At 70.9% G+C, this 26571-nt stretch carries 29 protein-coding genes and 3 tRNA genes; 17 read left to right on the forward strand and 15 right to left on the reverse strand.

Annotated features, from left to right (window positions below):
* Positions 1-119: 119 nt before the first annotated feature.
* The 7 genes from K4S16_RS15340 to K4S16_RS15370 all read right to left on the reverse strand — a co-directional run bounded on the left by K4S16_RS15340 (position 120) and on the right by K4S16_RS15370 (position 4528).
* On the reverse strand, positions 120-1187 hold the full coding sequence (locus tag K4S16_RS15340) for a UDP-N-acetylmuramate dehydrogenase (protein WP_149259636.1): 1068 nt from the start codon (positions 1185-1187) through the stop codon (positions 120-122).
* 101 nt (positions 1188-1288) lie between these two features.
* A complete protein-coding gene (locus tag K4S16_RS15345; RefSeq protein WP_149259637.1) occupies positions 1289-1714 on the reverse strand; it encodes a MaoC family dehydratase in 426 nt (141 codons plus the stop codon).
* Positions 1714-2151, reverse strand: a complete 438-nt coding sequence (locus tag K4S16_RS15350; RefSeq protein WP_149259638.1) for a MaoC family dehydratase N-terminal domain-containing protein — start codon at positions 2149-2151, stop codon at positions 1714-1716. Before K4S16_RS15350 ends, K4S16_RS15345 begins: the two co-directional genes overlap by 1 nt.
* A gap of 416 nt (positions 2152-2567) precedes the next feature.
* Entirely contained in the window at positions 2568-2732 is a 165-nt protein-coding gene (gene rpmG, locus K4S16_RS15355) for a 50S ribosomal protein L33 (protein WP_067466611.1), read from the reverse strand.
* Between the two features lie 118 nt (positions 2733-2850).
* A tRNA-Met gene (locus tag K4S16_RS15360) sits at positions 2851-2924 on the reverse strand.
* A 317-nt stretch (positions 2925-3241) separates the two neighbouring features.
* Positions 3242-3314, reverse strand: a tRNA-Thr gene (locus K4S16_RS15365).
* An 80-nt stretch (positions 3315-3394) separates the two neighbouring features.
* Positions 3395-4528 (reverse strand): acyl-CoA dehydrogenase family protein, encoded by a 1134-nt coding sequence (locus K4S16_RS15370; RefSeq protein ID WP_149259639.1) that lies wholly within the window; start codon positions 4526-4528, stop codon positions 3395-3397.
* A 78-nt stretch (positions 4529-4606) separates the two neighbouring features.
* Here K4S16_RS15370 and K4S16_RS15375 point away from each other — a divergent pair, with 78 nt between their 5' ends.
* Entirely contained in the window at positions 4607-5638 is a 1032-nt protein-coding gene (locus tag K4S16_RS15375; protein WP_149259640.1) for a hypothetical protein, read from the forward strand.
* 56 nt (positions 5639-5694) lie between these two features.
* On the opposite strand, the gene K4S16_RS15380 is transcribed toward K4S16_RS15375, so the two are convergent.
* Positions 5695-6423, reverse strand: a complete 729-nt coding sequence (locus K4S16_RS15380) for a protein phosphatase 2C domain-containing protein (protein ID WP_235036822.1) — start codon at positions 6421-6423, stop codon at positions 5695-5697.
* An 822-nt stretch (positions 6424-7245) separates the two neighbouring features.
* Between K4S16_RS15380 and K4S16_RS15385 the strand changes: the two genes are divergently transcribed.
* The 4 genes from K4S16_RS15385 (at position 7246) to K4S16_RS15395 (ending at position 10145) form a co-directional block, all read left to right on the forward strand.
* Positions 7246-7893: a class F sortase gene (locus K4S16_RS15385; protein WP_149259642.1), complete on the forward strand. Its 648-nt coding sequence runs from the start codon at positions 7246-7248 to the stop codon at positions 7891-7893.
* A 1-nt stretch (position 7894) separates the two neighbouring features.
* Positions 7895-9322, forward strand: a complete 1428-nt coding sequence (locus K4S16_RS15390) for a glycosyltransferase family 2 protein (RefSeq protein ID WP_200841903.1) — start codon at positions 7895-7897, stop codon at positions 9320-9322.
* Entirely contained in the window at positions 9323-9487 is a 165-nt protein-coding gene (locus K4S16_RS44360; protein WP_160160924.1) for a hypothetical protein, read from the forward strand.
* Positions 9488-9548: 61 nt separating this feature from the next.
* Entirely contained in the window at positions 9549-10145 is a 597-nt protein-coding gene (locus K4S16_RS15395) for a cadmium resistance transporter (protein ID WP_235036823.1), read from the forward strand.
* 55 nt (positions 10146-10200) lie between these two features.
* Here the strand turns inward: K4S16_RS15395 and K4S16_RS15400 are convergent, their stop codons facing one another.
* A complete protein-coding gene (locus tag K4S16_RS15400) occupies positions 10201-12159 on the reverse strand; it encodes a TerD family protein (protein ID WP_235036824.1) in 1959 nt (652 codons plus the stop codon).
* A 491-nt stretch (positions 12160-12650) separates the two neighbouring features.
* On the opposite strand from K4S16_RS15400, the gene K4S16_RS15405 reads away from it, so the two are divergent.
* The 10 genes from K4S16_RS15405 to K4S16_RS44365 all read left to right on the forward strand — a co-directional run bounded on the left by K4S16_RS15405 (position 12651) and on the right by K4S16_RS44365 (position 20627).
* On the forward strand, positions 12651-14090 hold the full coding sequence (locus K4S16_RS15405) for a hypothetical protein (protein ID WP_149259644.1): 1440 nt from the start codon (positions 12651-12653) through the stop codon (positions 14088-14090).
* A gap of 110 nt (positions 14091-14200) precedes the next feature.
* Positions 14201-14743 (forward strand): S26 family signal peptidase, encoded by a 543-nt coding sequence (locus tag K4S16_RS15410; RefSeq protein ID WP_149259645.1) that lies wholly within the window; start codon positions 14201-14203, stop codon positions 14741-14743.
* Between the two features lie 161 nt (positions 14744-14904).
* Positions 14905-15048, forward strand: a complete 144-nt coding sequence (locus tag K4S16_RS45060) for a hypothetical protein (RefSeq protein WP_200841904.1) — start codon at positions 14905-14907, stop codon at positions 15046-15048.
* An 18-nt stretch (positions 15049-15066) separates the two neighbouring features.
* The gene (locus tag K4S16_RS15415; protein ID WP_149259646.1) at positions 15067-15600 is read left to right on the forward strand and encodes a MauE/DoxX family redox-associated membrane protein; all 534 of its coding nucleotides are present in this window, start codon (positions 15067-15069) and stop codon (positions 15598-15600) included.
* 31 nt (positions 15601-15631) lie between these two features.
* Positions 15632-16159: a redoxin domain-containing protein gene (locus K4S16_RS15420; protein ID WP_149259647.1), complete on the forward strand. Its 528-nt coding sequence runs from the start codon at positions 15632-15634 to the stop codon at positions 16157-16159.
* The gene (locus tag K4S16_RS15425; RefSeq protein ID WP_149259648.1) at positions 16156-17982 is read left to right on the forward strand and encodes an ABC transporter ATP-binding protein; all 1827 of its coding nucleotides are present in this window, start codon (positions 16156-16158) and stop codon (positions 17980-17982) included. Before K4S16_RS15420 ends, K4S16_RS15425 begins: the two co-directional genes overlap by 4 nt.
* 43 nt (positions 17983-18025) lie before the next feature.
* Positions 18026-18379, forward strand: coding sequence for a DUF4190 domain-containing protein (locus K4S16_RS15430; protein WP_149259649.1), 354 nt, complete (start codon positions 18026-18028; stop codon positions 18377-18379).
* A gap of 142 nt (positions 18380-18521) precedes the next feature.
* Positions 18522-19112 (forward strand): RNA polymerase sigma factor, encoded by a 591-nt coding sequence (locus K4S16_RS15435; protein WP_149259650.1) that lies wholly within the window; start codon positions 18522-18524, stop codon positions 19110-19112.
* On the forward strand, positions 19112-20257 hold the full coding sequence (locus K4S16_RS15440) for a CU044_5270 family protein (RefSeq protein ID WP_149259651.1): 1146 nt from the start codon (positions 19112-19114) through the stop codon (positions 20255-20257). Before K4S16_RS15435 ends, K4S16_RS15440 begins: the two co-directional genes overlap by 1 nt.
* Positions 20258-20456: 199 nt before the next feature.
* Positions 20457-20627 (forward strand): hypothetical protein, encoded by a 171-nt coding sequence (locus tag K4S16_RS44365; protein ID WP_160160925.1) that lies wholly within the window; start codon positions 20457-20459, stop codon positions 20625-20627.
* Positions 20628-20682: 55 nt separating this feature from the next.
* Here K4S16_RS44365 and nhaA read toward each other — a convergent pair whose 3' ends face one another.
* From nhaA to K4S16_RS15460, 4 genes are read right to left on the reverse strand one after another with little or no spacing between them, the layout of a single operon-like run.
* Complete coding sequence (nhaA, locus tag K4S16_RS15445) at positions 20683-22578, reverse strand: Na+/H+ antiporter NhaA (RefSeq protein WP_149259652.1); 1896 nt, start codon at positions 22576-22578, stop codon at positions 20683-20685.
* Positions 22579-22588: 10 nt separating this feature from the next.
* Complete coding sequence (locus tag K4S16_RS15450; protein WP_149259653.1) at positions 22589-22903, reverse strand: DUF6510 family protein; 315 nt, start codon at positions 22901-22903, stop codon at positions 22589-22591.
* 16 nt (positions 22904-22919) lie between these two features.
* Positions 22920-23591 (reverse strand): ferredoxin reductase, encoded by a 672-nt coding sequence (locus tag K4S16_RS15455; protein ID WP_235036825.1) that lies wholly within the window; start codon positions 23589-23591, stop codon positions 22920-22922.
* Between the two features lie 8 nt (positions 23592-23599).
* A complete protein-coding gene (locus K4S16_RS15460) occupies positions 23600-24199 on the reverse strand; it encodes a molybdopterin-dependent oxidoreductase (RefSeq protein WP_149259655.1) in 600 nt (199 codons plus the stop codon).
* A gap of 275 nt (positions 24200-24474) precedes the next feature.
* Here K4S16_RS15460 and K4S16_RS45065 point away from each other — a divergent pair, with 275 nt between their 5' ends.
* On the forward strand, positions 24475-24774 hold the full coding sequence (locus K4S16_RS45065) for a hypothetical protein (protein ID WP_200841905.1): 300 nt from the start codon (positions 24475-24477) through the stop codon (positions 24772-24774).
* 166 nt (positions 24775-24940) lie between these two features.
* Here K4S16_RS45065 and K4S16_RS15470 read toward each other — a convergent pair whose 3' ends face one another.
* Together K4S16_RS15470 and K4S16_RS15475 are read right to left on the reverse strand one after the other, a co-directional pair.
* Positions 24941-25459, reverse strand: coding sequence for a proline dehydrogenase (locus K4S16_RS15470; protein ID WP_149259656.1), 519 nt, complete (start codon positions 25457-25459; stop codon positions 24941-24943).
* 397 nt (positions 25460-25856) lie between these two features.
* Positions 25857-25938: transfer RNA gene (locus K4S16_RS15475), tRNA-Tyr, on the reverse strand.
* Between the two features lie 124 nt (positions 25939-26062).
* On the opposite strand from K4S16_RS15475, the gene K4S16_RS15480 reads away from it, so the two are divergent.
* Positions 26063-26551 (forward strand): YajQ family cyclic di-GMP-binding protein, encoded by a 489-nt coding sequence (locus K4S16_RS15480; protein WP_149259657.1) that lies wholly within the window; start codon positions 26063-26065, stop codon positions 26549-26551.
* The last annotated feature ends 20 nt before the right edge of the window (positions 26552-26571 follow it).

Raw genomic sequence — 26571 nt, forward strand, 5'->3', positions numbered from 1 at the left:
GGGCGCCGTCGGCGGCGCCAGCATGTCGACCACGCGATTGGGACTACTCCCCCTCGACGCCGCCCACCCTACCAACCCCGCCCGACGCCGCACTCGCGGCTGCGTGGGCGGGGCTGGGGTTAGAGGGTCACGCCTACCAGGACGGGCTCGTTGACCAGTTCGACGCCGAAGGCGTCGCGGACGCCGTCGCGGACCTCGCGGGCCAGGGCGAGCAGGTCGGCCGTGCCGGCGCCGCCCGGGTTGGTGAGGGCGAGGGTGTGCTTGGTGGAGATCCTAGCGGGGCCGCGCGCGTGGCCCTTGGTGAACCCGGCGCGGTCGATCAGCCAGGCGGCGGACGTCTTCACCCGGCCGTCGGCCTCGGGGTAGCGCGGGAACGTCGCGTCCGGGCCGAGGCGTTCGGCCACGCGGCGTTCGAGTTCGGCGAGCCGGTCCGGGTCGAGGATCGGGTTGGTGAAGAACGATCCGGCGCTGCGGGTGTCGGGGTCGGTCGCGTCCAGCACCATGCCTTTGCCTCGCCGCAGTTCGAGGACGGCGTCACGGGCTTCTTTCAGCGTGACCCGGTCCCCCGGCCGGACGTCCAGCTTCCGGGCGAGTTCGGCATAGGCGATGGGCTGTGATTCCTCGGCCTCGTCCAGCGCGTATGTCACGTCCAGGACGACGTACCGGTCGTTGCCCTTGAAGACGCTGTGCCGGTAGGTGAACCGGCAGGCGTCGCGGTCGAGGACGACGCAGGCGCGCGCCTCCCGGTCGTAGGCGCGGACCTCGACGATCGTCTCGCTGACGTCCTGCCCGTAGGCGCCGACGTTCTGGATCGGCGTGGCGCCGACGCGGCCGGGGATGCCGGACAGGCACTCGACGCCGGCGAGCCCGTCGGCGACGCAGCGGGCGACGAACGGGTCCCAGTCCTCGCCGGCCTGGACGCGGAGCAGGACCTTGCCGCCCTCGGCGGCGACGCGCTCGGTGCCGCGGGTCCCGACGTGCACGACGGTGCCGGGGAACCCGTCGTCGGACACCACGAGGTTGCTGCCGCCGCCGAGCACGAGGACCGGCTCGCCCTCGTCGTCGGCCTTGCGGACGGCGGCGACCAGCTCGGCCTCGGTCGTCGCCTCGACGAAGCGCCGCGCGGGCCCGCCCAGCCGCAGCGTGGTGTATCCGGCCAGGTTCACGTCTTCGGCGAACACCGCCACGTCGTCTCCCCCTCCTGCCGCCCCCGCGCCGCCGGGCGGCCCGCCCTCGTCCGGTGGCCTGCGCACCGGCCGGGGCGGCCCCGGCCGGTGTGCCGCCGCGCTCAGGCGAGCCTGACGACCGCCTTGGCGCGCGTGAGGACCTTCTGGTCGTTGGACCTGGCGGTGAGCGCCACGACGACCTTGTTGTCGTCGAGCTTCTCCTCCACCTTGCCGCTGATCTCCAGCGTCGCGCCGCCCTGGTCGGGGACGACGACCGGAGAGGAGAACCGTACCCCGTAGTCGACGACGGCGCCCGGATCGCCGACCCAGTCGGTGACGTACCGGCCGCCCTGCGCCATCGTGTACATGCCGTGCGCGATCACGTCCGGGAGGCCGACGGCCTTGGCGACGGACTCGCGCCAGTGGATGGGGTTGAAGTCGCCGGACGCGCCCGCGTACATGACGAGGTTCGCGCGGTCGACGGCGTAGGTCTGCGCGGGGATCTCGGTTCCGACCTCGACGTCGGCGTAGTTCACCTTGGCGGTCATCAGGCCCCCCGCTCCACGATCGTGTTGTAGGACTTGCAGACCAGTTCGCCTTCGACGGTGGCGACCTCGGTCTCGACGACCATCTTCTCGTTGTTGCCGATCGAGCGGATCTCGGTGATGGTCGAGGTGCAGGTGATGACGTCGCCGGCGCGCAGCGGGCGGGTGTACTCGAAGCGCTGCTCGCCGTGCACGACCATCGCGTAGTTGAGGCCGAGGTCGGGGTCGGCGAGGCCCGGGTTGCCGAGGGACACCACGATCGGGAAGGTGGGCGGCGCGATGACGTCGGGGTATCCGGCCGCCTTCGCCGCCTCCTGGTCGCGGTAGAGCGGGTTGCGGTCGCCGATCGCGTCCGCGAACTCGCGGATCTTCACCCGGCTGACCTCGTAGGGGTCGCTGGGCGGGAAGGTCCGCCCGATGAAATCACGGTTGAGTGCCATGCAGTCCGTCCCTCCAGGTGGACCAGGGCTCCGGAGCCGCCGCCGGCCGCACTTCCCGCCGGTCCGCGGCGCCCGGGCGCCCTCTGAGCGCGCTGGTTCCGTCTCTTCGGACGGACGGTAACAGAACGACGTTCAGCCCGTCCTCGCGGGTCTCACTGCGAGAACGGGCTGATCATGTCAGGGCAAGCATGTGAAGAAGTCTGCGGGGGCGGACTCGCGCCGTGGACGGGTCTCCCGGTGCGGACTGCGAGTCCGTGCCACCGGGTGTCCCAGTGCGGACGGCGGGTCCTGGCCCTGCTTTCAGCGGGCAGTACCTCTCCGTCCGGGACCTCGGTTAGCGGGTCTCCTTGTGCGGACGGTGCGTCCTGGCCCCGTGTTGAAGCGCAGCGGGCAGTACTTCTCCGTCCGGACCTCGGTTAGCGCGTCTCCTTGTGCGGACGGTGCGTCCTGCAGTTGGGGCAGTACTTCTTGATCTCCAGGCGGTCCGGGTCGTTGCGCCGGTTCTTCCGCGTGATGTAGTTGCGGTGCTTGCACTCCTGGCAGGCCAGCGTGATCTTCGGCCGGACGTCGGTGGCAGCCACGATGGAGTGCCTTTCTGAGCTAGGGACATGGACTTTCGGACCTCGGCCGTCCCAGGGGGCGGCCGGCGATTCGACCCAGCCTGCTCACCCCCGGGGTGGGGGTGAGAGACCTGGGTAGTAGCGAGGGCCGGACTTGAACCGGCGACACAGCGATTATGAGCCGCTTGCTCTGCCTGACTGAGCTACCCCGCCGTGATGGTCGGTGTGGACCGGATTGACAGGATACCGGATGCGCACCGAGCCCTGGAAACACGAAAACCCGGGTGAGGATCGGGGAATCGGTTCCGCGGGCTCCGCGGGACCGCCTCCCAGGTTACCGGGTGAGCCGACGATCTGCGAAACGTCCTGCTGGAACCGGTGGGACGGTACCACAGGCCCAGGTAGGGAGCGAATCAGGACGGCCTGCGCCCGGACAGTGACAGCCCTGCCCCTGCGCTGTGAAACACAGCCCTGCCCCGGAAACGACGAAGGCCGCCGTCCGGAGTGCGGATGGCGGCCGGGATGCCGTGAGCCCCTTTACGGAATCGAACCGTAGACCTTCTCCTTACCATGGAGACGCTCTGCCGACTGAGCTAAAGGGGCCTGCGTCGTTCGCGCAGTGAAACCATACACGGCCCGGGCGCGTGGTGCGAACCGGATTCCCTCACCGGTGTCGGCGCTGGTCAGCGCAGCAGGTTGCGGGCGATCACGAGCTGCTGGATCTGGCTCGTCCCCTCGTAGATGCGGAAGAGCCGGACGTCGCGGTAGAAGCGCTCAACGGCGACGCCGCGCATGTAGCCCATGCCGCCGTAGACCTGGACGGCGCGGTCGGCGACCCGTCCGACCATCTCCGAGCAGTAGTACTTGGCGCAGGACGGGCCGAGCTTGGTGTCCTCTCCGGCGTCGTAGGCGCGGGCCGCCTCCAGGACCATCGAGCGTCCCGCGTAGAGCTCGGTCTGCGAGTCGGCGATGAGCCCCTGGACGAGCTGGTACTCACCGATCGTCCTGCCGCCCTGGCTGCGTTCCTTCGCGTACGCGACGGTCTCGTCCAGGATCCTTTGGGCGAGGCCCACGCAGACGGCGGCGATGCTGAGCCGCCCGTGGGCGAGGGACGCCATCGCGGTGCGGAAGCCCGTCCCCTCCGTCCCGACCATGGCGTCGGCGGGGACGCGCACGCCGTCGAAGAACACCTCGGCCGTGTGGGCGCCGCGCTGGCCCATCTTCTGGTCGGCCGGGCCGATCCGCAGCCCGTCCGCGCCCTTCTCGACGAGGAAGGTGGAGATGCCGCGCGAGCCGGCGCCGCCCGTCCTGGCGAAGACCATGAAGACGTCGGCCTCGGGCGCGTTGGTGATGAACCGCTTGGCGCCGTCGATGACATAACCGTCGCCGTCGCCGTCGCGGACCGCGGTCGTGGTCAGCGTGCTGGGGTCGGACCCGGCCTCGGACTCGGTCAGCGCGAACGCCCCGATGACCTCGCCGGACGCGAGCCTGGGCAGCCAGGCGTCCTTCTGCTCCGGCGTCCCGGAGTTCACCAGGACCTGACCGGCGATGCCGTTGCTGGTGCCGAACATGGAGCGGAACGCGGGGCTGGCGTAGCCGAGCTCGAAGACCAGCCGCACCTCCTCGCTCAGCGACAGGCCGAGCCCGCCGTACTCCTCGGGGAGCGCGTACCCGAACAGGCCCATGTCGCGGGACGTGCGCCGCAGCGACTCCGGGATCGCGTCGGTCTCCTCGATCTCCTCCTCGCGCGGGACGACCTGCTCGCGGACGAAGCTGCGGACGGCCTTGAGCACGTCGGCGAAATCCTGTGGCTCCATGCGCCCATTCTAGAATCAGATTCCAAGATGGCGCTCGGGTTCTCTCTCGTCCCGCCCGATGTGCCAGGCTTAACGATCATGTCGCTTCAGCCTCTCGTCGACCGGATCGTCCGGGCTGCGGTGGTCGAGGACCGCGCCTTCGGCGACCTCCTGCCGCAGCTCATGCAGGCGTCCCAGTCGGCCTCCCCCGCCGAGATGACCGCCGCCCTGCCCCGACTGGCCGAGGGCGTCGCCGAGGCGCCCCCGAACCTCGGCGGCTGGCTCGCCGTCGTCACCGGCGCCTGGATCGAGAACGGCGCCGACCCGGGCCCCGTCGGGGCGCCGCTCGTCCACCGCATCTCGGAGGTCACCGCCGCCGCGCTGGCGTTCGCGAACGCGTGGGACCAGGCCGCCGGCGGAAAGCCGCCGCCGGACATGCAGGAGGAGCAGCCGTCCCAGCAGGTCTTCGACACCGTCGAGCCGCACCTCGGGGACGGCGCCGTGACCGCGATGATGTCGTGGTTCGCGCTGCCGCAGTTCGCGATGGCGGGCTGCACGGTCCTGCAGATGGGGCCCTCGGTGCGGGCGGGCATCGCCGAGCGCGACTTCTGCGCCTTCGCCGCCGGGCAGGCCGCCCAGTACCTCGGGCAGATGGAGCACTACCAGGCGCTGCTGCGCGTCCTGGACGGCGAGCGCCTCCTCATCCTGGACCGCGCGAGCCGCAAGGGCTGGACGGTCACGATCGGCGGGATCGGCGACAACTTCCAGCTGCACGTCCTGCTGGCGGGCGCGCTCATCGGGCGGCCCGGCGGGCTGACCGGCGACCGCCCCGCTCCCGAGATCATCGCCTGCTTCCTGAACGCCGACGTCCCGCCCGGGCGGCCGATCATCTCCAGCCCGTGGAACCTCGTCGACGCGCACGGCGAGTGGATCTGGAACGAGGGCGTCCCGGCCGACATCCCGGTGGTGAACGGCACCCGCGTCGTCGTGATCGATCCGCCGCCCTACGAGCGCACGTTCCCGGCCGGGCGGCGCTTCCCGCTCATGCCCGCCACCCTCCGCGTGGACGGCATGCACCTGCCGGAGGACCTCGACGCGTGGTGGCCCCACATCGCGGCCCCGACGCGCTGAGGTAGAGCGGCCCCGACGCGCTGAGGACGGGGCTCGCGCGGGGGCCGGTGCTTCGGTCAGGAGTCGAAGCGCACGAAGACGGCGGTGGCGTCGTCGTATCGCTTACCGCGGGCCGCGGGCGCCGATGCCTCCGCGGCCCTGGTCCTCCTGACCAGTTCCCGCGGCCCCTGCTCGTCCAGGAGGCGGAGCAGGTCGTCCCACTCCATCTGGCCGAAGCGCTCCACGAGCCTGGACGCGCCGTCGCTCAGCACCGCCGCCCGCCGCAACCCCTCGACCGGCACCTCACCGGTCAGCCCCTCGTAGGCGGCCTCCGGTCTGGTGCTCGCCACCCAGAAGCCGCCGGGGCTGTTGCGCGACCGCCGCACCCCCTCCAGCGTGTAGCTCGGCAGATGGTCGACCCGGTCGTCCCGGAAGACCCTGATCTCTCCGACGTCCACAACGATCGGGGAGTCGGCGAGGACGTACCACTCCACGGCCCCGCCGCGGCGCCGCAGCAGCGACACGGTCGCGGACGGGCTGTCCGGATTCTCCAGGTCGCACGTGTCCGTGTGCGCCTCCCCGGTCACCTTGATCGCCTCGGCGACCAGGTCGGGCAGCGGCTTGCCGTCCTCCAGCGCCAGCAGCGCCGCGATGCGCCCGCCGAGCCTGCGCACCAGCCACGCGGGGTCGTGCCGGCATCCGCTGTCCACCCCGTTCGGCGCCGTCGCCCCGTCCAGCAGGACCACCCATCCGGGGCCTGCCGCCACGAAGTCCTCGTTCTCCCGTCCCGGCGTCGCCTCACTCACATAACTCACCTGCACGGATGCAGGTCTACCCGCTGACCCGCCCGCAACGGGCCGGTAGACCAATTCCCTCACCCCCGGTTCCCGCGCCTGACCTGATGTGGTCGCCCGCCCTTCCGCTGGCGTGACCGTTTCGGGGTGGTCGGCGAAGAACCGCCTCGTCCGCGCGCCTCCCCGTCGGCGCCACTGGGGGGACGCCGGAGGGACACGGGGGACGCCGGGGGGACGCGAGGGGGACGCGAGGGGGACGCGAGGGGGACGCGAGGGGGACGCGAGGGGGACGCGAGGGGGACGCGAGGGGGACGCGGCACGAGCGTCCTCACTACAGAGCGTTGACATGGCGCGGGGGCCAAGTCCGGTCCGCCAGGGAGCGTGGTCCACTCCGGGCCTGGGTTTCGGTCGCAGCGGGCAGGACCATGCCATCGTGCCGCTGACCTGGGAAGATCATCTTTCGGCGGGCCAGGAGGCCGCTTTCGGACAGTGATCTTTGTATCCATCTGTCGGGTCGGCGGCGTCTGCACCGACCGGCCCACGCCGCCCCGCAGGAGCGCCCCACCTTCGTCCGCGCCACGTTTTCCCAGGTCATGGACCGAGATCGAGAATCGTCCAGGGATGTTCGTGGTCCACAAGCCCGGCCGTCCGGCCGCGCGTCTGACAGGTCCAATGACTCCCGTGCGACCAGCCCACCCCAACTGTCACATATCGTTCACCTGCAGCTTCATCCCCCAATAGACCGAAACGTTAACTCTGACCCATTACCGTTCGATCGTCGCCGCGCTCCCCGGCGCAACCCCCGACCCCTGACGGTGAAGGAGAGAGCGGCCCGTGACGCATCGTGGCCAACGCGCGCGCGTGTTCGCCGCCGTCGCCGTGGGAGCGGCCGCCCTGCTCGTGGCCGCCTTCCTGGCCTTCCACGCATGGCGGGAGGACCCGGGCGCCGCCGCTCCGCCGATGCCGTCCCCCGACGCGTCCCGTCCGGCCGAGCCCGCGACCGCGGCTGCGCTTCCGCCCGCGGCGCCGCTCCGCCTCGAAGTGCCGCGGATCGACGTCCGGACACCGCTGATGAAGCTGGCCAAGAACCCGGACCAGACCGTCGAGACGCCGCCGCTGAGCCGCGCCCAGGAGGCCGGCTGGTACCGGCTCGGCGCCGCCCCCGGCAGCCGGGGCGCCGCGGTGGTCATCGGGCATGTGGACTCGACCCGCGGCCCGGCCGTGTTCTACCGGCTGGGCGAGCTGCGCCCCGGCGACAAGGCGAGCGTGCTGCGCGCCGACGGCCGCACCGCCGTCTTCCGGATCGACTCCGTCGAGCGGTTCGGCAAGGACCGCTTCCCCACCCGCCGCGTCTACTCCGACCCCGGCTACCCGGCGATCCGCCTGATCACCTGCGGCGGACGCTTCGACCGCGCCACCGGCCACTACGTCGACAACGTCATCGCCTTCGGCCACCTCGTGCGCTCCGCGGAGGCCCGCTGACATGCGTCCCGCCCACGAAGCGCCCGAAGGGTCCCGTCCGCGGCCCGGACGCCACCGGTTCACCAGCCCGGCGCCGCCCGGCGGCACGTCCCAGCTCCGGCGGACGTCCGGTTCGGGACACCTTGCGTCCCCGACGGCCTGGGGAGGCCCGCCCGCGTCCCACCGCGCCCCCTCACCGACCACCACCGTGCCCGACCGGATGGCGGCCGCGCTCATGCCGCCGCCGGTGCGGCGGCACCCGGTCGCGCCGCCCCGCCCGACCGGCCCTCGGCCGCGTCCGGTGCCCGGTCCGCCGCGCCAGGAGAAGCGGCCGAAGCAAGAGAAGCGGCCGAAGCAGAAGAAGCGGGACGGCAAGCGCGACCAGCCGCCGGTGCGCGCCGACGCGATGCGCGTGACCGTCCTGATCCCGGCGCACAACGAGGCGAAGCAGATCACCGAGACGATCGCCTCGCTCCGCCGCCAGGAGCGGCCCCCGGACCACATCATCGTGATCGCCGACAACTGCACCGACGCCACCGCCGCGTTCGCCCAGCTGTGCGGCGTCGAGATCGTCGGCACCCGCGGCAACGAGCACAAGAAGGCGGGCGCGCTGAACCAGGTCCTCGACCGGCTGCTGCCGATCTTCGGGCCGGACGACGCGGTCATGGTGATGGACGCCGACTCGGCGCTCGACCCGGGGTTCATCCGGCACGGCGTCGAGTACCTGGCCACCGGCCGGTACGCGGCCGTCGGCGGCACGTTCACCGGCAAGCCGGGCGGCGGCACGGTCGGCATGTTCCAGCGCAACGAGTACGCCCGCTACGCCCGGGACGTCCGGCGCCTGCAGGGCAAGGCCCTCGTCCTCACCGGGACCGCGACGATCTTCCGCGCCGCCACCCTCCAGGAGGTGGTCGCCGCCCGCCGGGAAGAACGCCTCCCCGGGCTGCCGCACGTCTACGACGTCCGCGTGCTGACCGAGGACAACGAGCTCACCCTCGCGATCCTGCACCTCGGGTTCCGCATCCTCTGCCCGAAGGAGTGCACGCTCACCACCGAGGTGATGCCGACCTGGCGGGAGCTGGCCCAGCAGCGGCTGCGCTGGAAGCGCGGCGCGCTGGAGAACCTCGTCGACTACGGCTGGACGCCCATCACCCGCCCCTACTGGGGACGGCAGCTGCTGTCCCTGCTCGGCATCCTGGTGATCACCGCCTACCTGCTCTCGCTCGCCTACTCGGCGGTCTACCTCGGCGGGATCCAGCTCAGCCCGGTGTGGGGCGGCATCACGGTGATCTTCATGGTGGAGCGCGTGGTGACCGTCCGCCAGCGCGGCCCGGCCCAGATGGCGATCGCCGCCACCATCGTCGTCGAAATGATCTTCGACGTCTTCCTCCAGATCGTCCAGGCGCGTGCGTTCTGGCAGGCCGCCTGGCGCAAAGAAAGGAAATGGTAGATGTACAACAACCCCCCGATCGGCGGCGTGGCCGCCGGTTTCGGCGGCGCCGCCGCCGCGTCCCCCTGGCTCGGCCTCCAGGCCCTCTGGCTCGGCCTCGCCCTCTTCACCCTGGTCTCCGCGGGCCTCGCGGTGAAGCGCATCCTCCCCGCCCGCAAGGGCTGACCGTGAGGGCCGGGGACCCCCCTCCCGGCCTTCACGCGCCCGCTCCGGTAGGTTCCGGCCGGTGAACGGAATCGCAGGGACGGTCGCGACGGCAGGCGGCCTGTTCGCGGCGACGAACGTCGACGACCTCATCGTCCTGACGGTCCTGTTCCTGTCCGGCCGCGCGACGGGCTCCCCGAAGCCCCGGCAGATCTGGGCGGGCCAGTACCTGGGCATCGCCGCCCTGGCCCTCGTCTCGGTGGTCGCCGCGCTGGGCCTGGAGATCGTCCCGGACGAATGGATCGGCCTGCTCGGCCTCGTCCCGCTGGCGCTGGGCATCCGCGGCCTCGTGGCGGCCGTCCGCTCCCGCGACCACGACGCCCCTCCCGCGGTGGCCTCGGGCCTGCTCCCGATCGCGGGCGTCACGATCGCCAACGGCGCCGACAACATCTCGGCCTACACGCCGGTCTTCCGCACCATCGGCCCGGCGCCCACCCTGGTCACCCTCGCGGTCTTCGCCGCCGGCGTCGCCCTGTGGTGCCTGGCCGCCTCCTGGCTCGGCTCCCACAAGAAGGTCATCGACCTGCTCGACCAGCACGGCCGCTGGCTGGTCCCGATCGCCTTCATCACCATCGGCACCCTGATAGTCCTGCAGTCGACCACCGCCCTCGGCCTGTAACCGCACACCGCCGCCTCGGCACCCCCGCCGCACGGACGGCAGGCCCGCCGACCGGCTACCCACCGCCCTCCGCCGCGGCATCGGCCTTGATCGCCTGAAGTACCTGCTGGTGGAAGCGATCCATGGCCGTATCGACGGTACGAACGAACCCTGCTTCCTCGGCGCCCCGCTTGGTGCCCATGCCGGTGGCCAGGGTGAGGCGGAACGAGGTGATCTGCGCACCGCCCTCGGGGACGAGAAGGCCGGGCTCGGCCTGGAGGTTCTTGAGGAGGTCGCAGGGCCCGGTCGTCCGGCGCGGGCTGAGAGCCTCGACTCGCATCTCCGGTGGGGCGTCGACCAGTTGCCGGAGCAGCCACTGGACGCGGGTGAGGGTCCGGGCCCGCTCGGCCGCGGGGATCTCCACGGTGGTCTCGATCTGCCCGGTCCGCAGATCGGCCTCGATGAGGACGGGGCCGCCGGCACTCGGAACACGCACCTCAGCGCTCATGCGCCCGTTCTCGACCAGCGAGGTGACGGTCTGGAGGCGCCGCACGGTCGCGTCGCCGTCCCGCCGCCTGCGCAGCACGGGAGCGATGGTCAACCCCGTCTCCCCGCTGAGCCGCAGGCACAGCTGCCAGATCAGCTTCTCCCAGTTCTCGGCGATCTGCATCGCGCGTTTGTCGCCCAGCCGCAGCGTGCCCGAGGCGACGGCATTGCGCACCGGCACCCAGGCGGGCCCCATGTCCTGGAAGCCCTGGCAGCCTGCGTTGTCCTGGCGCAGGTAGTAGAGCAGTTCGTTGAGCAGCCATGCATGGGCCGGATTGGCGACGCCGTGATGATGGCAGAGCATGTGGGCTTCATGGGCGACCTCAGCCCATGACAGGTGACGCAGGGCGGCCTTGCGCAAGCGTCGCTTGTCGACGGGCAGAGGGTGTTCGCCATCCGGGGCGAGGTCGTTGGACAGGGTGATGACGGTTTCGTACCCGTGCCGTGCCGCGACGTCCAGATAGGACTCGACCTGCTCCAGCTTGAGCGGGTTGCCGCCCGTCTTGGTCTCGATCAGGGCGGTCCAGATCCTGCCGGCGCGGGCGACACGAATGATGCCGTCGGGACGGACCTTGGAATCACCGTGCTTGAAGGAGGCTTCGGTGAAGGTCTGGATCGTTCCGGCAGGGGCGTTGAAACGTGCGGTGAGGCGCCGCCCGAACTCCGGTACCTGGGCCATCACCGCGAGCAGGGTGGATGTCGCCCGGGCCTCCCGCTCCTGGTTGCTGCGCAGACCGGAGACCGAGAACAGGCGCGCGTCGTGCCACGAGGCGTGCTCGGCGAGGTTCACCTTGGCCGCCTTGGGCAGCGTGGCCTTCTTCTTGGCGGTCCGGACCCGGCCGGGACGGCGGCGGTTCTCCACCTTGGTCGGCTGGACGTCCGGTTCTGCGGGGGCTGAGCCGTCGACCTCCGTCGGCTCGTCTGCTTTCGGCTCGGCCTGCGACTGGTCGTCGTCTTCGTCGATGCCGATACCGAAGTCGGTGGCCAGGCCCGCCAGACCCGCTTCGTACCCCTGGCCGACCGCCCGGAATTTCCAGCCCTCACCTCTGCGGTACAACTCGCCGAAGATGAAGGCCGCCTCCACCGTCGCGTCGTCGATGTCGAAGGCCAGCAGGACCTCCCCCGCGCTGTCGGACACGGAGAGGCGGAGGTCGTTCAGGTCTCCGAACGTGGCAGGCGCATCGCGGCTGGCCGCGATGAGCACGCGCTCCACCTCAGGCGGAAGCGCGCGCAGGTCGACGAGGATGCGGTCCTCACTGCCACTGCCGGTCGGTGTCTTGCCCAGCAGTTGGACTGACTGATCAGCCGTGGCCGGCTGGTTGTAGAAGATGAAGTCGCCCTCGCTCCGCACCCTGCCATCGGAGTCGAGCAGCAGCACCGACACATCGGCTTCTCCGGCACCGCTGGGATCGGTCCAACCGAGGACCACCGTGATCGGTCCTGAAGCTTCGGACAGGCTCGCCAGGTCGACGTTGGCGCCCTTGGACATCTGCTGCACAGTCCTCACCCCTCGGCTCTCGACGTCTTCGGCGTGAGCGGCCGCCGAAGCGACGACCCTCGATGCAGCGAGAAACCTTCGTGGCCCACGCGCCCGAGAAGTGTCGCTATCAGTGACCGGATGCACGCGTAGCGGCAACCATAGGGAAATTGGGGCGCATCGCAAAATCAGCAGGCCGAACTGGCCACGTACGGCCGGAAGACCCCGTGGAACCTCGGTCTTCGCTTACGCCCCACAGCTCAATCGGGGCGGCCGCGTCCCTTTACCGGGTGGGCTGCCTGAGGCTGATGGAGCCGTTGGAGTTCGTGTTTTCGACGGCGACCGACCTGCTGGCGTTGCGGGATTCGCGGCCTTAGGCGCGGTCGCCGGATGGGTGTCTCTCCGTCCCGCAGCCAGGCGTTTGGATCGGTTTCTGGGCGTCATCACGCTCGGAATGCCGGTCCAGGGTCGGCGCGCTACAACCTCAATTACGGTCTGCCCGGATGGACATCCATCCGGTTTCTCGCTGTCACTCGGTCGCGGCAATTCTTCCCTGCGGAGCCGGGTGTTTGAATCTTCATCAAGATGTGACGTGTTTCTCAGGGCCACCCGACTTACGATCTTGGTCGGCAGTCGTTTATGCGCGGATCGGGAGGAAGTCGATCATGTATCGCACCGGGGGAAGGAGGACCATCCTCAGCGTCCTGGCCGCGGTCGTTCTCGGGCTCTCCGGGCTCGCTGCGCCGGCCGTCGCCGACGCGTCCCCGAGCGCCTGCGGTCCGTGGCTCAAGGCGCTCGATCTCCCGGACGGGAAGGTTCATTCGGGGGCCAAGGCGCAAGGAACCGTGACGGTGAGCTGCAGTTCGCCGGTTCCCCTCGTCGTGGCGATGACGTCCGCGGATCCGTCCTGGGTGACCGTGCCCGACGAGGTCGTCGTCCCGGCCGGAGCCACGGAAGCGAGCTTCCCCATCCAGACGCACCAGCCGGACTACATCTACGAAGACCTCGGCATCCTCCTCTCGGCGGAGTTGCGGGACCGGACACTGACCCAGCCGCTGACGCTGCAGCCAGGGCTGAAATTCATCGACTTCGGTGGTGTTTCGTCGATCGTCAGCGGGGATCGGCCCTCGATCACCGTCGGTTTGAACGGCCCGGCGCCCGCCGGCGGGATGACCATCTCGCTGGAGAGCGACAACCCGGCCCTCGAGGTCCCCGCGAGCGTCACCATTCCGCGCGGTGCTCTCGGGATGGGAGTTCCGGCTCCGCTGGTGAAGAGCACGCGCATTCCGGAGGACGCGGACGTCACCGTGACGGCCGGCCTCGGCGGGCGGAGCATCAGCGGCGTCATCAAGCTTCTCGCGTGGAATTACGATCCCGGCGCCTGGAGCCTCTCCGGGCCGGCCGAGACATACGGCGGGTCCTACCCCATGGTCCTCGACCTGCCGAATCCCGTCCCGCACGGCGGCATCAAGGTCACCTTCAGCTCCGACAACCCGAAACTCGACAGTCTCCCTTCGCCGCGAGAATTCGCGGAGGGAACCACCGGAACGTTTCAGGTGCCGGTGTCGATACCCGCCGACATCGACGGTGACGTCACCATCACGGCGAACATCGAGGGAGTGGGCGCCCGGAGCCACACCTTCCGCGTCCACCCCGGCCTCATCGGCTTCGACATCGAGCCCATGCTGATCACGGGCGGCCAGCCGTTCGAGGCCACGCTCCGCCTGGGCACGACCACGAGCGTGCCGATCACGATCCAGCTCGAAAGCAGCGAGCCGATCGTTCAGCTCCCCGCAGAGGTGACCATCCCGGCGGGCCAGTCCTCGGTCTCCTTCCAGGGCACCACGTCCCAGGTGGACGACTTCGGGTTCGCCACCCTCACAGCCCGACTCCCGTCCGGCATGACATGGCAAACCGACGTCCTCATCGACCCCGCGTCGTAGCAGCCGCCAAGCCTCTTCCGTACTCGGCCCTGGTACGTCCATGGCGACGTCCCGCCGCGGCCTCATCCCAGGGCGGCTGAGCGGGCGGCCGTCGCTACCATCGGTCGATCATGGGGCGGATATCGACTTCGCGGGGAGTGCGGCTACTGGGCTTGGCGGCCGTCGCCGCGGCAGGTGCGCTGCTGGCACTCGGGTGGGGGCGCAGAAGCCTGGTGGTGGTCACCGTGCACGGGACCAGCATGATGCCCACAATGCGGGACGGCGACCGCGTGCTGGTCAGGCGGCGTCCTCTACGGCAGGTCAAGCGCGGGGACGTCGTCGTGCTCGAACCTCCCCTGGACGGGCCCTACCTGCCCGGCCCCGCGGGTCCCGACGGACGGATCTGGAACGTCAAGCGCGTCGCCGCCCTCCCCGGTGACGAACTGCCGGCCGGCATACCCGGCGCCTCGGGCCTCGCCGGGGAGCGGGGCACGGTGCCGCCGGGGGCGCTCGCGGTCCTCGGCGACAACCCCGACAGCATCGACTCCCGCCACCGGGGCCTGTTCTCGGGCGACCGGCTACTGGGCGTCGTGGTGCGCCGCCTGAGCGTCACACCGGACCCGAGTCAACGGCCGGGCGGGTGGCAGATGCCGACAAGATCCTTCAGATCTTGATCGGAGAGTGCACAAGGCGGCATCGCCGGCCGGCCGCCCCCTTGCCGTAAATGATCAACGTCATTAGCTTCGGCACCGGCGGGCGTGATCATCTTGGCGCGACGCGCCGCCGCTCGGAACCCCGGGCCGGAACGATCCGGCCCCGACTTGAGGAGTCCCTCATGATCCGTGCACTCAACCGCCTGGGCGACCGGATGCTCGGCCGGGTCCTGCCGAACACGACCGCCCGCGCCGAGCCCTGCTGGTGGACGTCGACCGGCGTCCGCTGCTGCATCTACGCCGGCAAGACCTACTGCGGCATCTGACACCCGCCGCCGCTCGCCTTGCAGTACGTCACGCTGACCGCGCGCTGCGCCCTGGGGCTGATCTTCCTGGTCGCGGTGATCGGCAAGGTCCGCGGCCGGGACGCCTTCCGGGAGTTCCGGCTGTCGGTGCCCGGCCTCGCGCCCGGCCTGCCTCCCACGGCGACGTCCGCCGCCGTGGTGGCCACGGAGTCCGCCGCTGTCATACTGCTGGCCGTCCCGCGGACGGCGCCGGCCGGCCTCGCGCTGGCCGGCGCCGTCCTGCTCGCGTTCGCCACGGCGATCCACCTGGCGGTCCGCGACGGCCGGACCGCCGCCTGCCGCTGCTTCGGCGCACGCCCGTCCCCCGCCGGACGCGTGCACGTCGCGCGCAACCTCGCCCTCACCGCGTTCGCCTGGGGCGGCCTGGCCTCGCACCTCGCGGCCCCCGGGCCGGTGCACCCCGCCGGCGCCGTCATCGCGATGGCGGGCGCGGGCGTCCTGACCCTGGTGTTCGTCTTCTTCGACGAACTCGCCGACCTGCTGCTCGCGCCGTCCGCACGCTCTACGCAGTGACGCGTCCCGGCACCATCATGAGGGAGCACCGTTGCCCTACCTCGCCGCGGGAGTCGTCTTCGTCGGCGCCCTCTGCGCGTTCGACCTGGTCCTGACGCTGGCCGTCGTCCGCCGCCTGCGCGAGCACGCGGCCCTGCTGGACGGCGGGCGGGCACAGGTCCCGTTCACGCCCCCGGGCACCTCGCTGCCCGAGTTCAGCGCGCCCGGCCTCGACGGCACCGCCGTGACCCGCGCCTTCTTCACCGAGCCGACGATCGTCGGCCTGTTCTCCACCACCTGCGCCGCATGCCGCGAACGGCTGCCCGAGTTCACCGAACGGGTCCGGGGCCTGGACGCCCGGCGCGTGCTGGCGGTGATCGAGGGCGAGCGGGACGACGCCGAGCCCTTCACCGCCGCGCTCACACCGGTCGCCACCGTGGTCGTCGAGCCGGTGAAGGGGCCTGTGAACACGGCGTTCGGGCACCCGGCGTCCCCCAGTTTCTACGTCGTCGGGCAGGACGCCGTGGTGACGTCCTCGACCCTCACGCCTGCCGGGCTGTCGCTGCCGGCCCGCACGTGAGCCGACCCGGGGCGCGCACCGCGGTCGTCGCCGCCCTGGCATGGCGCGCCCACCGGACCGCGACGGCCGCGTCGGTGGTCCTCGCCGTGCTCACCGGGCTGGCGCCGGTCGCGACCGCGTGGCTGACGAAACTCGTCCTGGACGCACTCGCCGGTGGCGGAGACCGGAGCGTCCTGCCGGGCCTCGCCGCAGGGCTGGCCGCCTGCGGACTGTGCGTCATCGTGCTGCCGCACGCGTCCACCTATGCCCAGGCCCAGCTGCGCCGCGCCGTGCGCGCCCTCGTCGTCGAGCGCCTGTTCGGCGCGGTCAACGCCCATACGGGCCTGCGCCGCCTTGAGAACCCGGCGTTCCAGGACACGCTGCGGCTGGCGCACGAGTCCAGCCAGACCGCGCCGGACCGGCTGATCCTCGGGACGCTGGCCATCGGCCAGGCGGCCATCACCATGTCCGGATTCGTCGGCACGCTGCTGGTGATCAACCCGCTGCTGGTCCTGGTGATCTTCCTGGCGGCGCTGCCGTCGGTCTGGATCCAGCTCGGCCTGAGCCGGGAACGGGCCCGGACGATGTGGAGCATCAGCCCCGGGAAGCGCCGCGAAGTCTTCTACGGGGAACTGCTGACCAGGCCGGAGGCGGCCAAGGAGGTGCGCCTGTTCGGGCTCGGCGGGCACTTCCGTTCCCGGATGCTCGACGAGGTCCGCTCGACCGGCGACGCCGAGCGGCGGATCGACCTGAAGACGCTCCGCAGTCAGGGGCTGCTGGCACTGGTGGGCAGCGCCGTCGCGGGCGGGGGCCTGGTATGGGCCGTGCTGGCGGCCGCATCCGGCGCCCTCACCGCGGGCGACGTGACGATGTTCATCGCGGCGGTCGCCGGAGTCCAGGCCGCGTTGACGTCGATCGTCGACCGGTGGGCGGACGCGCACAACGCACTCCTGCTGTTCGGCCACTTCACCGCGATCGTGGACGCCGAACCCGACCCGCCTCCACCTCCCCGCCCTCGCCCCGTCCCACCCCTGCGGCAGGGGATCGAATTGCGGGACGTATGGTTCCGCTACAGCGAAGCGCATCCCTGGATCCTTCGCGGCGTCGATCTGCACATCCCGTTCGGCCAGAGCGTCGCCCTGGTCGGAGTGAACGGGGCGGGCAAGAGCACGCTGGTCAAGCTCCTGTGCCGCCTGTACGACCCGGACAAGGGCGCCGTCCTCTGGGACGGCGCGGACCTGCGCGACCTCGACCCCGAGGAACTCCGCGAACGCATCGGCGCGGTATTCCAGGACTTCATGGAGTACGACCTGACCGCGTCCGACAACATCATGCTGGGCGACCTGAGCAGCACCGGCGAAAAGATCGTGGACGCCGCCCGGCGCGCCGGGGTCCACGAGGCGCTCGAGGCGCTGCCGCACGGCTACGACACCATGCTCAGCAAGATCTTCGGCAGCGACGGAACCGGCGTCGCCCTGTCCGGCGGCCAGTGGCAGCGCCTCGCCCTCGCCCGCGCGCTCCTGCGCCAGGACCGCGACCTCCTCCTACTGGACGAGCCGAGCTCCGGTCTGGACGCGGACGCGGAGCAGGCCGTCCACGCGTCCCTCCGCCGCCACCGCCACGGCCGCACCAGCGTCCTCATCTCCCACCGCCTGGGCGCGGTACGCGACGCCGACCTCATCGTCGTCCTCTCCGAAGGCAAGATCATCGAGCGCGGTCCGCACGACGCCCTGATGAACCTGAACGGCGAATACGCCCGCCTCTTCACCCTCCAATCCAGCGCCTACTCACCTTCCCGGGAAGGTCGGCACGCAGGTAGGGCCCCTTCTGGCGGACTTGGCTGACATGGTGGTGCCCCGGCCTGCCAGAAACCCAGAAGGGGTGATCGTGGACGGCGTCGGGGAGCAGCCGAGCACGCCGAGCAGGAACCGGCCGGCGAAGGCGAGCCTGTTCTTCGCCGGCTCCGGCCTGGCGGCACTGGCGAACTTCGCCACCGGCATCGCCTGGATCAATCCCATGATCTTCGTTGCCCTGGCGATGCTGTGCGCACTTGCGGCGATCGCCTTCGGGCACGTCGGCCGCCTCCGCGGCCGCCGTCTCGACGGGGACGGGCGCGGAACGGCGCTGCTCGGGATCCTGCTGGGCTGGCTGCTGATCTTCGTCTGTGTCCTGGCGGTCATCGCGGTGCTGGGACTCATCGCCGGCCTGGCCGTCCTCGTGGACTCTCTCGACTCCGAGTAGAGCCAGGCGCTTCCGCCATCGGCCCAGGTCACGATCGCGCAAGCTCCTCGGGCGTCAGGCGACCGCTCCGCCCTCAGGGGTCCCATGAAGATGATCGGGGCGTCGGCCAACAACAGGGTGACCGCGGCCCGAAAGGAAGTCGATGAAAGCTCCTCCGGAGGCAGGACCCGTGCCGGACGACGCCGAGCTCGTGGCATCGTCCGTGCGCGAGCCCGAACGCTTCGCTCTGCTGTACGACCGCTACTTCGATGACATCCACCGCTACCTCGCCGCGCGACTCGGCCGGGAGAACGCCGACGACCTCGCCGCCGAGACGTTCCTCATCGCCTTCCGCCGCAGGACGGACTTCGACGCCTCGCGCGGCGGCGCCCTCCGTCCCTGGCTGTACGGGATCGCCACCAATCTGGTGTCCCAGCACAAGCGCACCGAGCAGCGCCGGCTCAAGGCGCTCGGCAGGGTGAAGGCCGATTACGCCACCGACGGCCATGAGGAGCACGTGGCCTCACGCGTCACGGCCGAAGCCCTCCGGCCGGATCTGGTGCGGGCGATGCGGGACCTCGCGCCAGGCGACCGGGACGTGGTGTTCCTGTCGGTCCTGGGCGGGCTCGGCTACGACGACATCGCCCAAGCCCTCGGCATCCCCAGCGGCACCGTGGGCTCCCGCCTCAACCGTGCCCGAAAGCGGCTTCGACGCGCTCTGGGCAGCGGAATCAACTCGACGGAGGAGGACTGATGGACGAGATGACGCTGATCGAGCGCGTTTTCAGCGAGCCGAAGGCCGACCCGAGCGTCGCGGCAGCGGGCCGGGCCCGGCTCCTGGACCTGGCGAAGGCCGCCGAACCCGCCCCGCGCCGGCGGCCAGGACGGCCGCGCGGCCGCTGGCTGCTCGGGGCGGGGCTGCTGCCCGTGGCGGCGGCGGCCACCGCGGCGATCGTGGTGGCCGGGGGCACGTCGACGCCGGCTCCCCGTCCCGCGGACCCCTCGGCCCGCAGGATCCTCCTCGCCGCGGCGACCCGGTCCGCGGCGGTACCCGCGACCGGCCGCTACTTCCGGTTCACCAAGGAGGAAGCGCAAGCGCACACCGTCGGCTCGAAGGAACGTCCGTACCGGATGCTGAGCCGCAGCGTCGACGACCTGTGGTACTCCACGGAGCCCGGCGCCACCGGTTGGGTCTCCTCCCAGGATCTGGGCGCCCAGCCCGCGACTCCCGCGGACGCCGCGGCATGGCGTGCCGCGGGAAGCCCGAAGCGGGTCAGGGAGCAGTGCGACGAGGGCAAGATCATCGGATCCAGGTCCGGCAAGCGGCGATCCGACGGCACCTTCGAAGAGGTCCCGGTCAGGCAGCGGTGCAGCTGGTTCGACGTCCGGCCCGGGCCGAAGACGACCACGCGGATGCCGGGCGGCGAGGGCATGATGGGGCGGCCGCCCGCCGGTCTGGACATCGCCAAGCTCTCCGACGACCCGGCCACCCTGCGGCGCCAGCTCCTGACCTGGACCCGCTCAGGCGGCCTCGCCGGCCCGGTGGAGGGCGACTCCGCCCAGTTGTGGGCGGCCGCCGGCATCCTCATCGCCTCCCCCGTCGGCCCCGTGCGCCCGAACGTGCGCGCGGCCGCATACCGGGTCCTGGCGGACCTCCCGGACGTCCGCTCGCTCGGCCCGGTCACCGACCAGAAGGGGCGGCAGGGCCAGGCGCTGGCCCGGACGGGCACGGGCGGCGAGGGCGTCGGGCCCGGCACCTACAGGCTCATCATCGATCCGAAGACCGGGTCGCCGTTGGGGACCGACTACCGAGGGGCCGGTTCCGGGGAGTACTCCCTGGTGCTCAACTACGGGTACACCGACGAAGCCCCGAAGATCCCGAACAGCAACCGCCCCTGACCCCGGGCACCTAGCCTGGCGAAGCCGGAAACGAGGCTGGCCGCAGGCATCGCGCTGGGGTAGCCGCCGGCCGGCCGCAGCACTCGGCGATGGCTCAGATGCCCTGCACCACCTGGCCGTGTCCAGGTGGTGCAGGGCCGAGGTGCAAGCAGCTCAGGTGGCCGAATGCGCGGAGGTCTCGTGAGCAAGACGTGCTTCGATGATCGAGCTGCGGCGCGACACGGTCGATACGGCGCCGGTGGTCGAACTTGGACAAGGTGTGCTGCAACTCCTCCGTGAGACCCTTCAGCCCGCCCCCGAGGGAACGTGGTGGTTCTACGGCGTGCAAGGCGGCCGTCAGACCATCCCCATGCGGCACACGGAGCGCTGAACTCGTTTGCGGGTCGTCTCGTCCGCCGTCGGAGCCGCCTCTGCTCATGCGGGTGCTAGGAGTTGACCGCCGCGCGCTTGCGGGCGCTTCGGACCGCAGCGGAGAGGGTGGCGATGTCGTAGGCGCCGACGTGGCGCCGTCCGTTGACGAAGAACGTCGGGGTTCCGGAGACGCCGCTCAGGTCGGCCGAGTCGACGTCTTCGGCGATCCGTCCGGCACCGGTGTGGCGGCGCAGGTCGGCACGGAAGCGCTCGACGTCGAGTCCGATCTCGCCGGCGTAGCGGACCAGGTCCCGGGGTCTCAGCGCGTCCTGGCGGTCGAGCAGCAGGTCGTGCATCTCCCAGAACCGGCCCTGCGCGGCGGCCGCCTCGGCGGCCTCGGCCGCGAGCTGCGCCTGGGGATGGATGTCGTTGAGCGGCAGGTGGCGCCACACATACCGGACGTCGCCATGGTCGGCGAGCAGTTCCCGGACGACGGCCTCCGCCCGCCCGCAGTACGGGCATTCGAAGTCGCCGTACTCCACCACGGTGACCGGCGCCTTCGCGGGACCGCGGACATGGTCGCGCTCCGGCTCGACCGGTGCGGCCAGGTCGATGATGCTCTCCGCCGTCCCGAGCAGCGCGCGCAACCGCCTGCGCGGCGGCAGCAGCGCGGTCGCGCGGACGACGCCCCAGGTCACGACCGTGGCGCCCAGCGCCGCGGACAGCACACCGATCTTGGCCTCCTCCAGCCGCGCACCGGTGAAGGAGAGCGTCGCGATCAACAGGGCCACGGTGAAGCCGATACCGGCGATCGCGCCGCCGCCGCCGACCGCGGCCCACCCGACCGGCGGACGCAACCGGCCCCGGCTCAGCTTGGTCACCAGCCATGAGGACCCGAGGATCCCGAGCGGCTTCCCGGCCACGTAGCCGACCACGATGCCGAGCGTCACCGGCGAGGTGAAGGCGCGGCCGAGGAACCCGGCAGTGATCGTGACGCCCGCGTTGGCCAGCGCGAACAGCGGCACGACCACGTAGCTCGCCCACGGGTGGATCAGCAGCTGGAGCCGCTCGTTGGGGGAGATCGCCGCGGCCACCCCCGTCCGGGCCGACCGGGCGAACTCCGGGGTGGGCTGCTCCCGGAACAGCCTGAAGACCTCCGTGGCGCGTTCCAGGTCGTCGCGCGCCGCCGGATGGGCGTACGTCAGCAGTCCCATGACCAGGCCGACGACCACCGGCTCCACCCCGGCGGACTGGACCGCCGCCCACGCGGCGACGCCCAGCACGACGTACACCGGTACCTGCCGGACCCCGAGGGCGCGCACCAGCACGGTCACCGCGAAGATGCCGACCGCCAGCAGCAGCGGCGGCGCCGCGACCTCGCCGCTGTAGACGACCGCGATCACCACGAGCGCGATGACGTCGTCCACGACGGTGGCCGTCAGCAGGTAGGTGCGCAGCCGTGCGGGGAAGGTCCGTCCGACCAGCGCGAGCACGCCCAGCGCGAACGCGGTGTCGGTCGACATCGCGATGCCCCAGCCGTGGGCTGCCGGACCGCCGGCGTTGAAGGCGAGGTAGATGGCCACCGGCACGACCATCCCGCCGACACCGGCGGCCAGCGGCAGCGCGAACCGCCGCCGGTCGCGGAGCTCTCCCATGTCGAACTCGCGGCGCGCCTCCAGCCCGACCACGAAGAAGAACACCGTCATCAGGCCGCTGTTGACCCACGTCCGCAGATCCTGCGAGAGACCGGCGCCGCCGATCCGGATGGACGCCCGCGTCTCCCACACCCGCGCGTAGGAGGACGCGTCCGCGTTCGCCCAGACCAGTGCGGCGAGCGTCGCGGCCAGCAGGACCACGGCGCCGCCCGTCTCGGTGCGCATGAACTCCCGCAGCGGGGTCTGCAGGTTGCGCGCCCATGCGGTCCGGTCGGCGAACGATCCGGAGGGCGGGCCCGCTCGTCGCTCCGTCATCGCCGGACGCTCACGAGCGCCCCTCGCCCGCGTCCGGCAGCCGGACGTGCAGGGAGACGGTTCCGGTCAGGTCGATCCAGGCCGAGTCCGGCGTCCGGACGAAGCGCACGAGGACGTGGTCGCATCCGGGACACCGGGCGACCAGGCCGGGCGCCCGGTCGTACACCCGCAGCTCGGCGATCGGGCCGGTGCGCCCGCAGTTGACGCAGCGGCAGGTGGCCGCCGTGACGTCCACGGCGAACAGCTCGCCCAGCGGACCGGCCAGCACGTTGCCGTCCACATGATCCGCGGGACGCCGGTCCGGTTCTCCATGGGGCGCGTTCATCTCGATCAGCCTCCGCTCAGCCGAACCGTTCGGTCTTGATCCGCCGCGGGTCGTGACCGCGGGCGAGCAGCATGTCGGCCGCCGCCTCCACGAACCCTGTCGGCCCGCAGACGAAGCAGTCATGGTCCGGCGGGCCGTCGCCGAGATCGGCCGGCATCAGCCGACCGGGCGGGCGGGCCCAGCCCTCGGGCGCCACCCGGGTGTAGACGTGCGTGACGTCCAGGCCGGGCTCGGGACGCCGCAGCTCGTCGGCGTAGAACACGTCTTCGGGCGTGCGCGTGGAGTACACCAGCCGGAACCGCGCTCCACTCCCGGCCAGGCGGCGGGCACGGACCATGGCCATCAGCGGCGCGATGCCGGAACCGCCCGCGATGAGCAGGACGTCCCGTCCCGACTCGGGCCGCCACACGAACCAGCCGCCCACCGGACCCCGCATCTCAACGGGATCCCCGACTGCAAGCCCGTCGATGAGATACGGGGAGACCTCACCGTCCGGGACCCGCTGCACGGTGAGCTCGACCCGGTCAGGCGCGGAGAGCGAGTAGCTGCGCTGCGCGGCATAGCCGTCCTCGGCGGTCAGCCGCACGTCGACATGCTGACCGGCCAGGTGCCCCGGCCAGTCCGGCACATCGAAGACCAGCGTGCGGGCCGTGCTCGTCTCCGGGCGCGTCTCGGCCAGCCGCGCCACGCGCCACGCTAGTCGCCCTGGTACCGCTGCTCGCGCCATGGGTCCCCATAGTCGTGATAGCCGGCGGTCTCCCAGAAGCCCGGCTCGTTCTCGGTCAGCAGGTCGATGCCGCGCAACCACTTGGCCGACTTCCAGAAGTACAGGTGCGGCACCAGAAGCCGCACCGGCCCCCCGTGCTCCGGCTCCAGCTCCTCACCGTCATAGCGGTAGACGACCCATGCCTGGCCGTCGAGCAGATCCTCGAGCGGCAGGTTGGTGGTGTACCCGCCATAGGAGGACACGAGCGCGAAATCGGCCGTGGTCTCCACGTCGTCGAGCAGGACGTCCAGCGACACCCCCTGCCAGTCCGTGCCGAGCTTGGACCACTTGGTGACGCAGTGGATGTCCACCCTCGGCGTCTCGAACGGCAGGTCCAGCAGCTCCTCCCACGTCCACCGGTGTTGCTGCCCGGTCTCCGTGGTCACCGTGAGCTCCCACTCCCCAGCCGGGATCCGCGGGGTCGGACCGGCCGACAGCACGGGAAAATCCTCGGTCAGGTACTGCCCCGGCGGCAACTGGACCTTAGAATCCCGCCGCCGCCCATGGAACCCGGGCGAAACGATCCCCATCACAGCCTCCTCTCATCAGGCCGAACGGCCCCCGTCCCTCGGGCCCTACCTTCCCAATCCCACCAACCCCGATGCGATTCCCCTCGCACTCCCCCTCGCCCCCGCCACCCCACCCGACTCAACCTCCAGCCAGCCTGACAGGACGCTTCCGGCGGGGCACCGCCCGCCCGTGATCTCCTTCGCCCGGGAGCCCCCTCCGGCTCGCAGGGCCCGTGGGACGCAGCCCCCAGCTACAAGCTCGCTCAGCCGGATTTCCGTGGGAGCCCCGTGGGAGCATGACGACTGTGATCACCTACCGTGTCCTGCGGTTCGACGAGGTCGTGGCGCGAGGCGGCCACGGAATCGACATCTCATGGATCTGGGAGCTGGATCGCGACCTGATCCCGATGCTCTGGCACCTGTTGGCATACGCCGACACGATGTTCAACAGCTCCCAGGCAGCCTCACTGCTCACTGAGCTTGACCGCTTGCCTGTGAGCAGTGCCTTGGTCCCCGCCGTGCGGGACGACCTCAAGCGCCTGTGCGAGATCACCAGCCGGCACGGACACAGCCAACTCTGGTTCTTCGGAGACTGAGAGGGTCGGCGGGCCGCCACAGCGAGCAGACGGGACGAGGCCGGCAACCCGCCACGATGCGCATCCCGGCGCGATGCGCATCCCGGCGCGGCGACCGGTGACCGCCGCCCATGCCCGGAGCTGGGGTCCCTCCGGCTCAGGTGGCCGAGTGGGCTGGGCCGAACTGTCAGTCCGCGTTGCCAAGGACGCCGCGGGCCTGGACACGGAACTCACTGACTGCCTGGTAGAGCCGTCGCTCTTGCGCTGCGGCGGTGGCGGAGTGTTGCGCTCTCTCGCCGGTGTCTCCCGCGTGGGCATCCTTCACCATGCGCTGCATGACCTCGGAGAGGCCGCTGGACTCCTTTGCGATTCGGTCGATTGCTTCGACGATGGAGGGCGGGCCTTCAAGGATGACGACTTCCGCTGCGCGGTGGACATCGCGGGCCCGAGCGATGAAGTGCTGCACTGTCCCGTCCAGTTCAGGCAGGTCGAGAGAAGGCCCCCGCAGAACGCTGAGGATCGCGTCCATGGCGATATCGCGGTCATGGAGAACACTGAGGTAGGCGGCATAGGCGTCGCGTCGATGCTGACGGCGCCACTGGACGTGTTGTGTTCGTGCTTGCGCCCTGCCGTTCACGACAGCCGCACCCAGCGTGCCGAGGGAGCCAACGGCGGTACCGAGTAGGGCGGCAAGACCTGCGTCCATGGCCACATTGTGGCGTCACGAGCTTGAGGTTCGTGAGACCCACATCCTGGGCGGCGGCGCGCACTCCCACGGAGAGCGGACGGAGCGGACCGGCTCCGGCGTTCCGGGCGACCGAGGTCGCCGAACGCGCCTGGCACAGCGCAAGGTTCTGATGCGGGTCTACGCCATGCCGACCGGGCAGATCAGCGATGCGCTCGACGACGGGGCTCCGGTTCGCTCCGGAGCCCCTTCGGCGTTCCCGGGCGACCTGCGCGAATGCGCTCGGAGTCGTTCCGCGTATATTCCGGACCGATGACATCCGAGTACACCCGGTGGCGCCTTGCCGCGCGTGGGGATCTTGGAGACGAGAACAGCCCCTGACCGCGTTGATGCTGGTCAGAGGCTGTTTCGCTTGGTGTGGCGGGTGCAGGGTTCGAACCTGCGTAGGCTAAGCCGACGGATTTACAGTCCGCTCCCATTGGCCACTCGGGCAACCCGCCGTGGTGTTTCGCTGGAAAGGATAGCGGACCATCGGGGTGGGTGTGACATCGAGGCGGGGCGTGCGGGGGTGGGGAGTCGATACGCTCTGTGGATCAATGATGCTGCTGAGGGGATGTGTGGGCGATGGCCGACTCGTCGTTTGACATCGTGTCGAAGCTCGACCGGCAGGAGGTCGACAACGCGCTGAACCAGGCCGCCAAGGAGGTGGCGAACCGGTTCGACTTCCGGAACGTGGACGCGGGGATCAAGTGGTCCGGGGAGACGATCGAGATCCAGGCGAACACCGAGGAGCGGGCGAACGCCGTGTTGGACGTGCTGAAGGACAAGCTCGTCAAGCGGGGGATCTCGCTGAAGGCGATCGATCCGGGTGAGCCGAAGCTGTCCGGCAAGGTGTACAAGCTGGGCGTGGGGCTGAAGGAGGGCATCGCCCAGGAGGACGCCAAGAAGATCGGGAAGATCATCCGGGAAGAGGGGCCGAAGGGCGTGAAGGCCCAGGTCCAGGGGGACGAGCTGCGGGTCACCTCGAAGAAGAGGGACGACCTCCAGCAGGTCATCTCCCTGTTGAAGGGCAAGGAACTGGATGTCGCCCTGCAGTTCGTGAACTACCGGTAGGACGAAGGGGAGCGCGCCGG

Origin of the sequence: Actinomadura sp. K4S16 (assembly GCF_008327685.1) — a bacterium.
GTDB lineage: Bacteria > Actinomycetota > Actinomycetes > Streptosporangiales > Streptosporangiaceae > Spirillospora.

Excerpts from the sequence above, each read along its gene's own strand:
- K4S16_RS15480 (WP_149259657.1), top strand. The coding sequence starts at position 26,063 with ATGGCCGACTCGTCGTTTGACATCGTGTCGAAGCTCGACCGGCAGGAG.
- K4S16_RS15375 (WP_149259640.1), top strand. The coding sequence starts at position 4,607 with ATGTCGCTTCAGCCTCTCGTCGACCGGATCGTCCGGGCTGCGGTGGTC.
- K4S16_RS45065 (WP_200841905.1), top strand. The coding sequence starts at position 24,475 with ATGACGACTGTGATCACCTACCGTGTCCTGCGGTTCGACGAGGTCGTG.
- K4S16_RS15350 (WP_149259638.1), bottom strand. The coding sequence starts at position 2,151 with ATGGCACTCAACCGTGATTTCATCGGGCGGACCTTCCCGCCCAGCGAC.
- K4S16_RS15345 (WP_149259637.1), bottom strand. The coding sequence starts at position 1,714 with ATGACCGCCAAGGTGAACTACGCCGACGTCGAGGTCGGAACCGAGATC.
- K4S16_RS44360 (WP_160160924.1), top strand. The coding sequence starts at position 9,323 with ATGTACAACAACCCCCCGATCGGCGGCGTGGCCGCCGGTTTCGGCGGC.
- K4S16_RS15470 (WP_149259656.1), bottom strand. The coding sequence starts at position 25,459 with ATGGACGCAGGTCTTGCCGCCCTACTCGGTACCGCCGTTGGCTCCCTC.
- K4S16_RS15460 (WP_149259655.1), bottom strand. The coding sequence starts at position 24,199 with ATGGGGATCGTTTCGCCCGGGTTCCATGGGCGGCGGCGGGATTCTAAG.
- K4S16_RS15450 (WP_149259653.1), bottom strand. The coding sequence starts at position 22,903 with ATGAACGCGCCCCATGGAGAACCGGACCGGCGTCCCGCGGATCATGTG.
- K4S16_RS15440 (WP_149259651.1), top strand. The coding sequence starts at position 19,112 with ATGGACGAGATGACGCTGATCGAGCGCGTTTTCAGCGAGCCGAAGGCC.
- K4S16_RS15435 (WP_149259650.1), top strand. The coding sequence starts at position 18,522 with ATGAAAGCTCCTCCGGAGGCAGGACCCGTGCCGGACGACGCCGAGCTC.
- K4S16_RS15370 (WP_149259639.1), bottom strand. The coding sequence starts at position 4,528 with ATGGAGCCACAGGATTTCGCCGACGTGCTCAAGGCCGTCCGCAGCTTC.
- K4S16_RS44365 (WP_160160925.1), top strand. The coding sequence starts at position 20,457 with ATGATCGAGCTGCGGCGCGACACGGTCGATACGGCGCCGGTGGTCGAA.
- K4S16_RS15410 (WP_149259645.1), top strand. The coding sequence starts at position 14,201 with ATGGGGCGGATATCGACTTCGCGGGGAGTGCGGCTACTGGGCTTGGCG.
- K4S16_RS15390 (WP_200841903.1), top strand. The coding sequence starts at position 7,895 with ATGCGTCCCGCCCACGAAGCGCCCGAAGGGTCCCGTCCGCGGCCCGGA.
- K4S16_RS45060 (WP_200841904.1), top strand. The coding sequence starts at position 14,905 with ATGATCCGTGCACTCAACCGCCTGGGCGACCGGATGCTCGGCCGGGTC.
- K4S16_RS15400 (WP_235036824.1), bottom strand. The coding sequence starts at position 12,159 with ATGTCCAAGGGCGCCAACGTCGACCTGGCGAGCCTGTCCGAAGCTTCA.
- K4S16_RS15405 (WP_149259644.1), top strand. The coding sequence starts at position 12,651 with ATGGACATCCATCCGGTTTCTCGCTGTCACTCGGTCGCGGCAATTCTT.
- nhaA (WP_149259652.1), bottom strand. The coding sequence starts at position 22,578 with ATGACGGAGCGACGAGCGGGCCCGCCCTCCGGATCGTTCGCCGACCGG.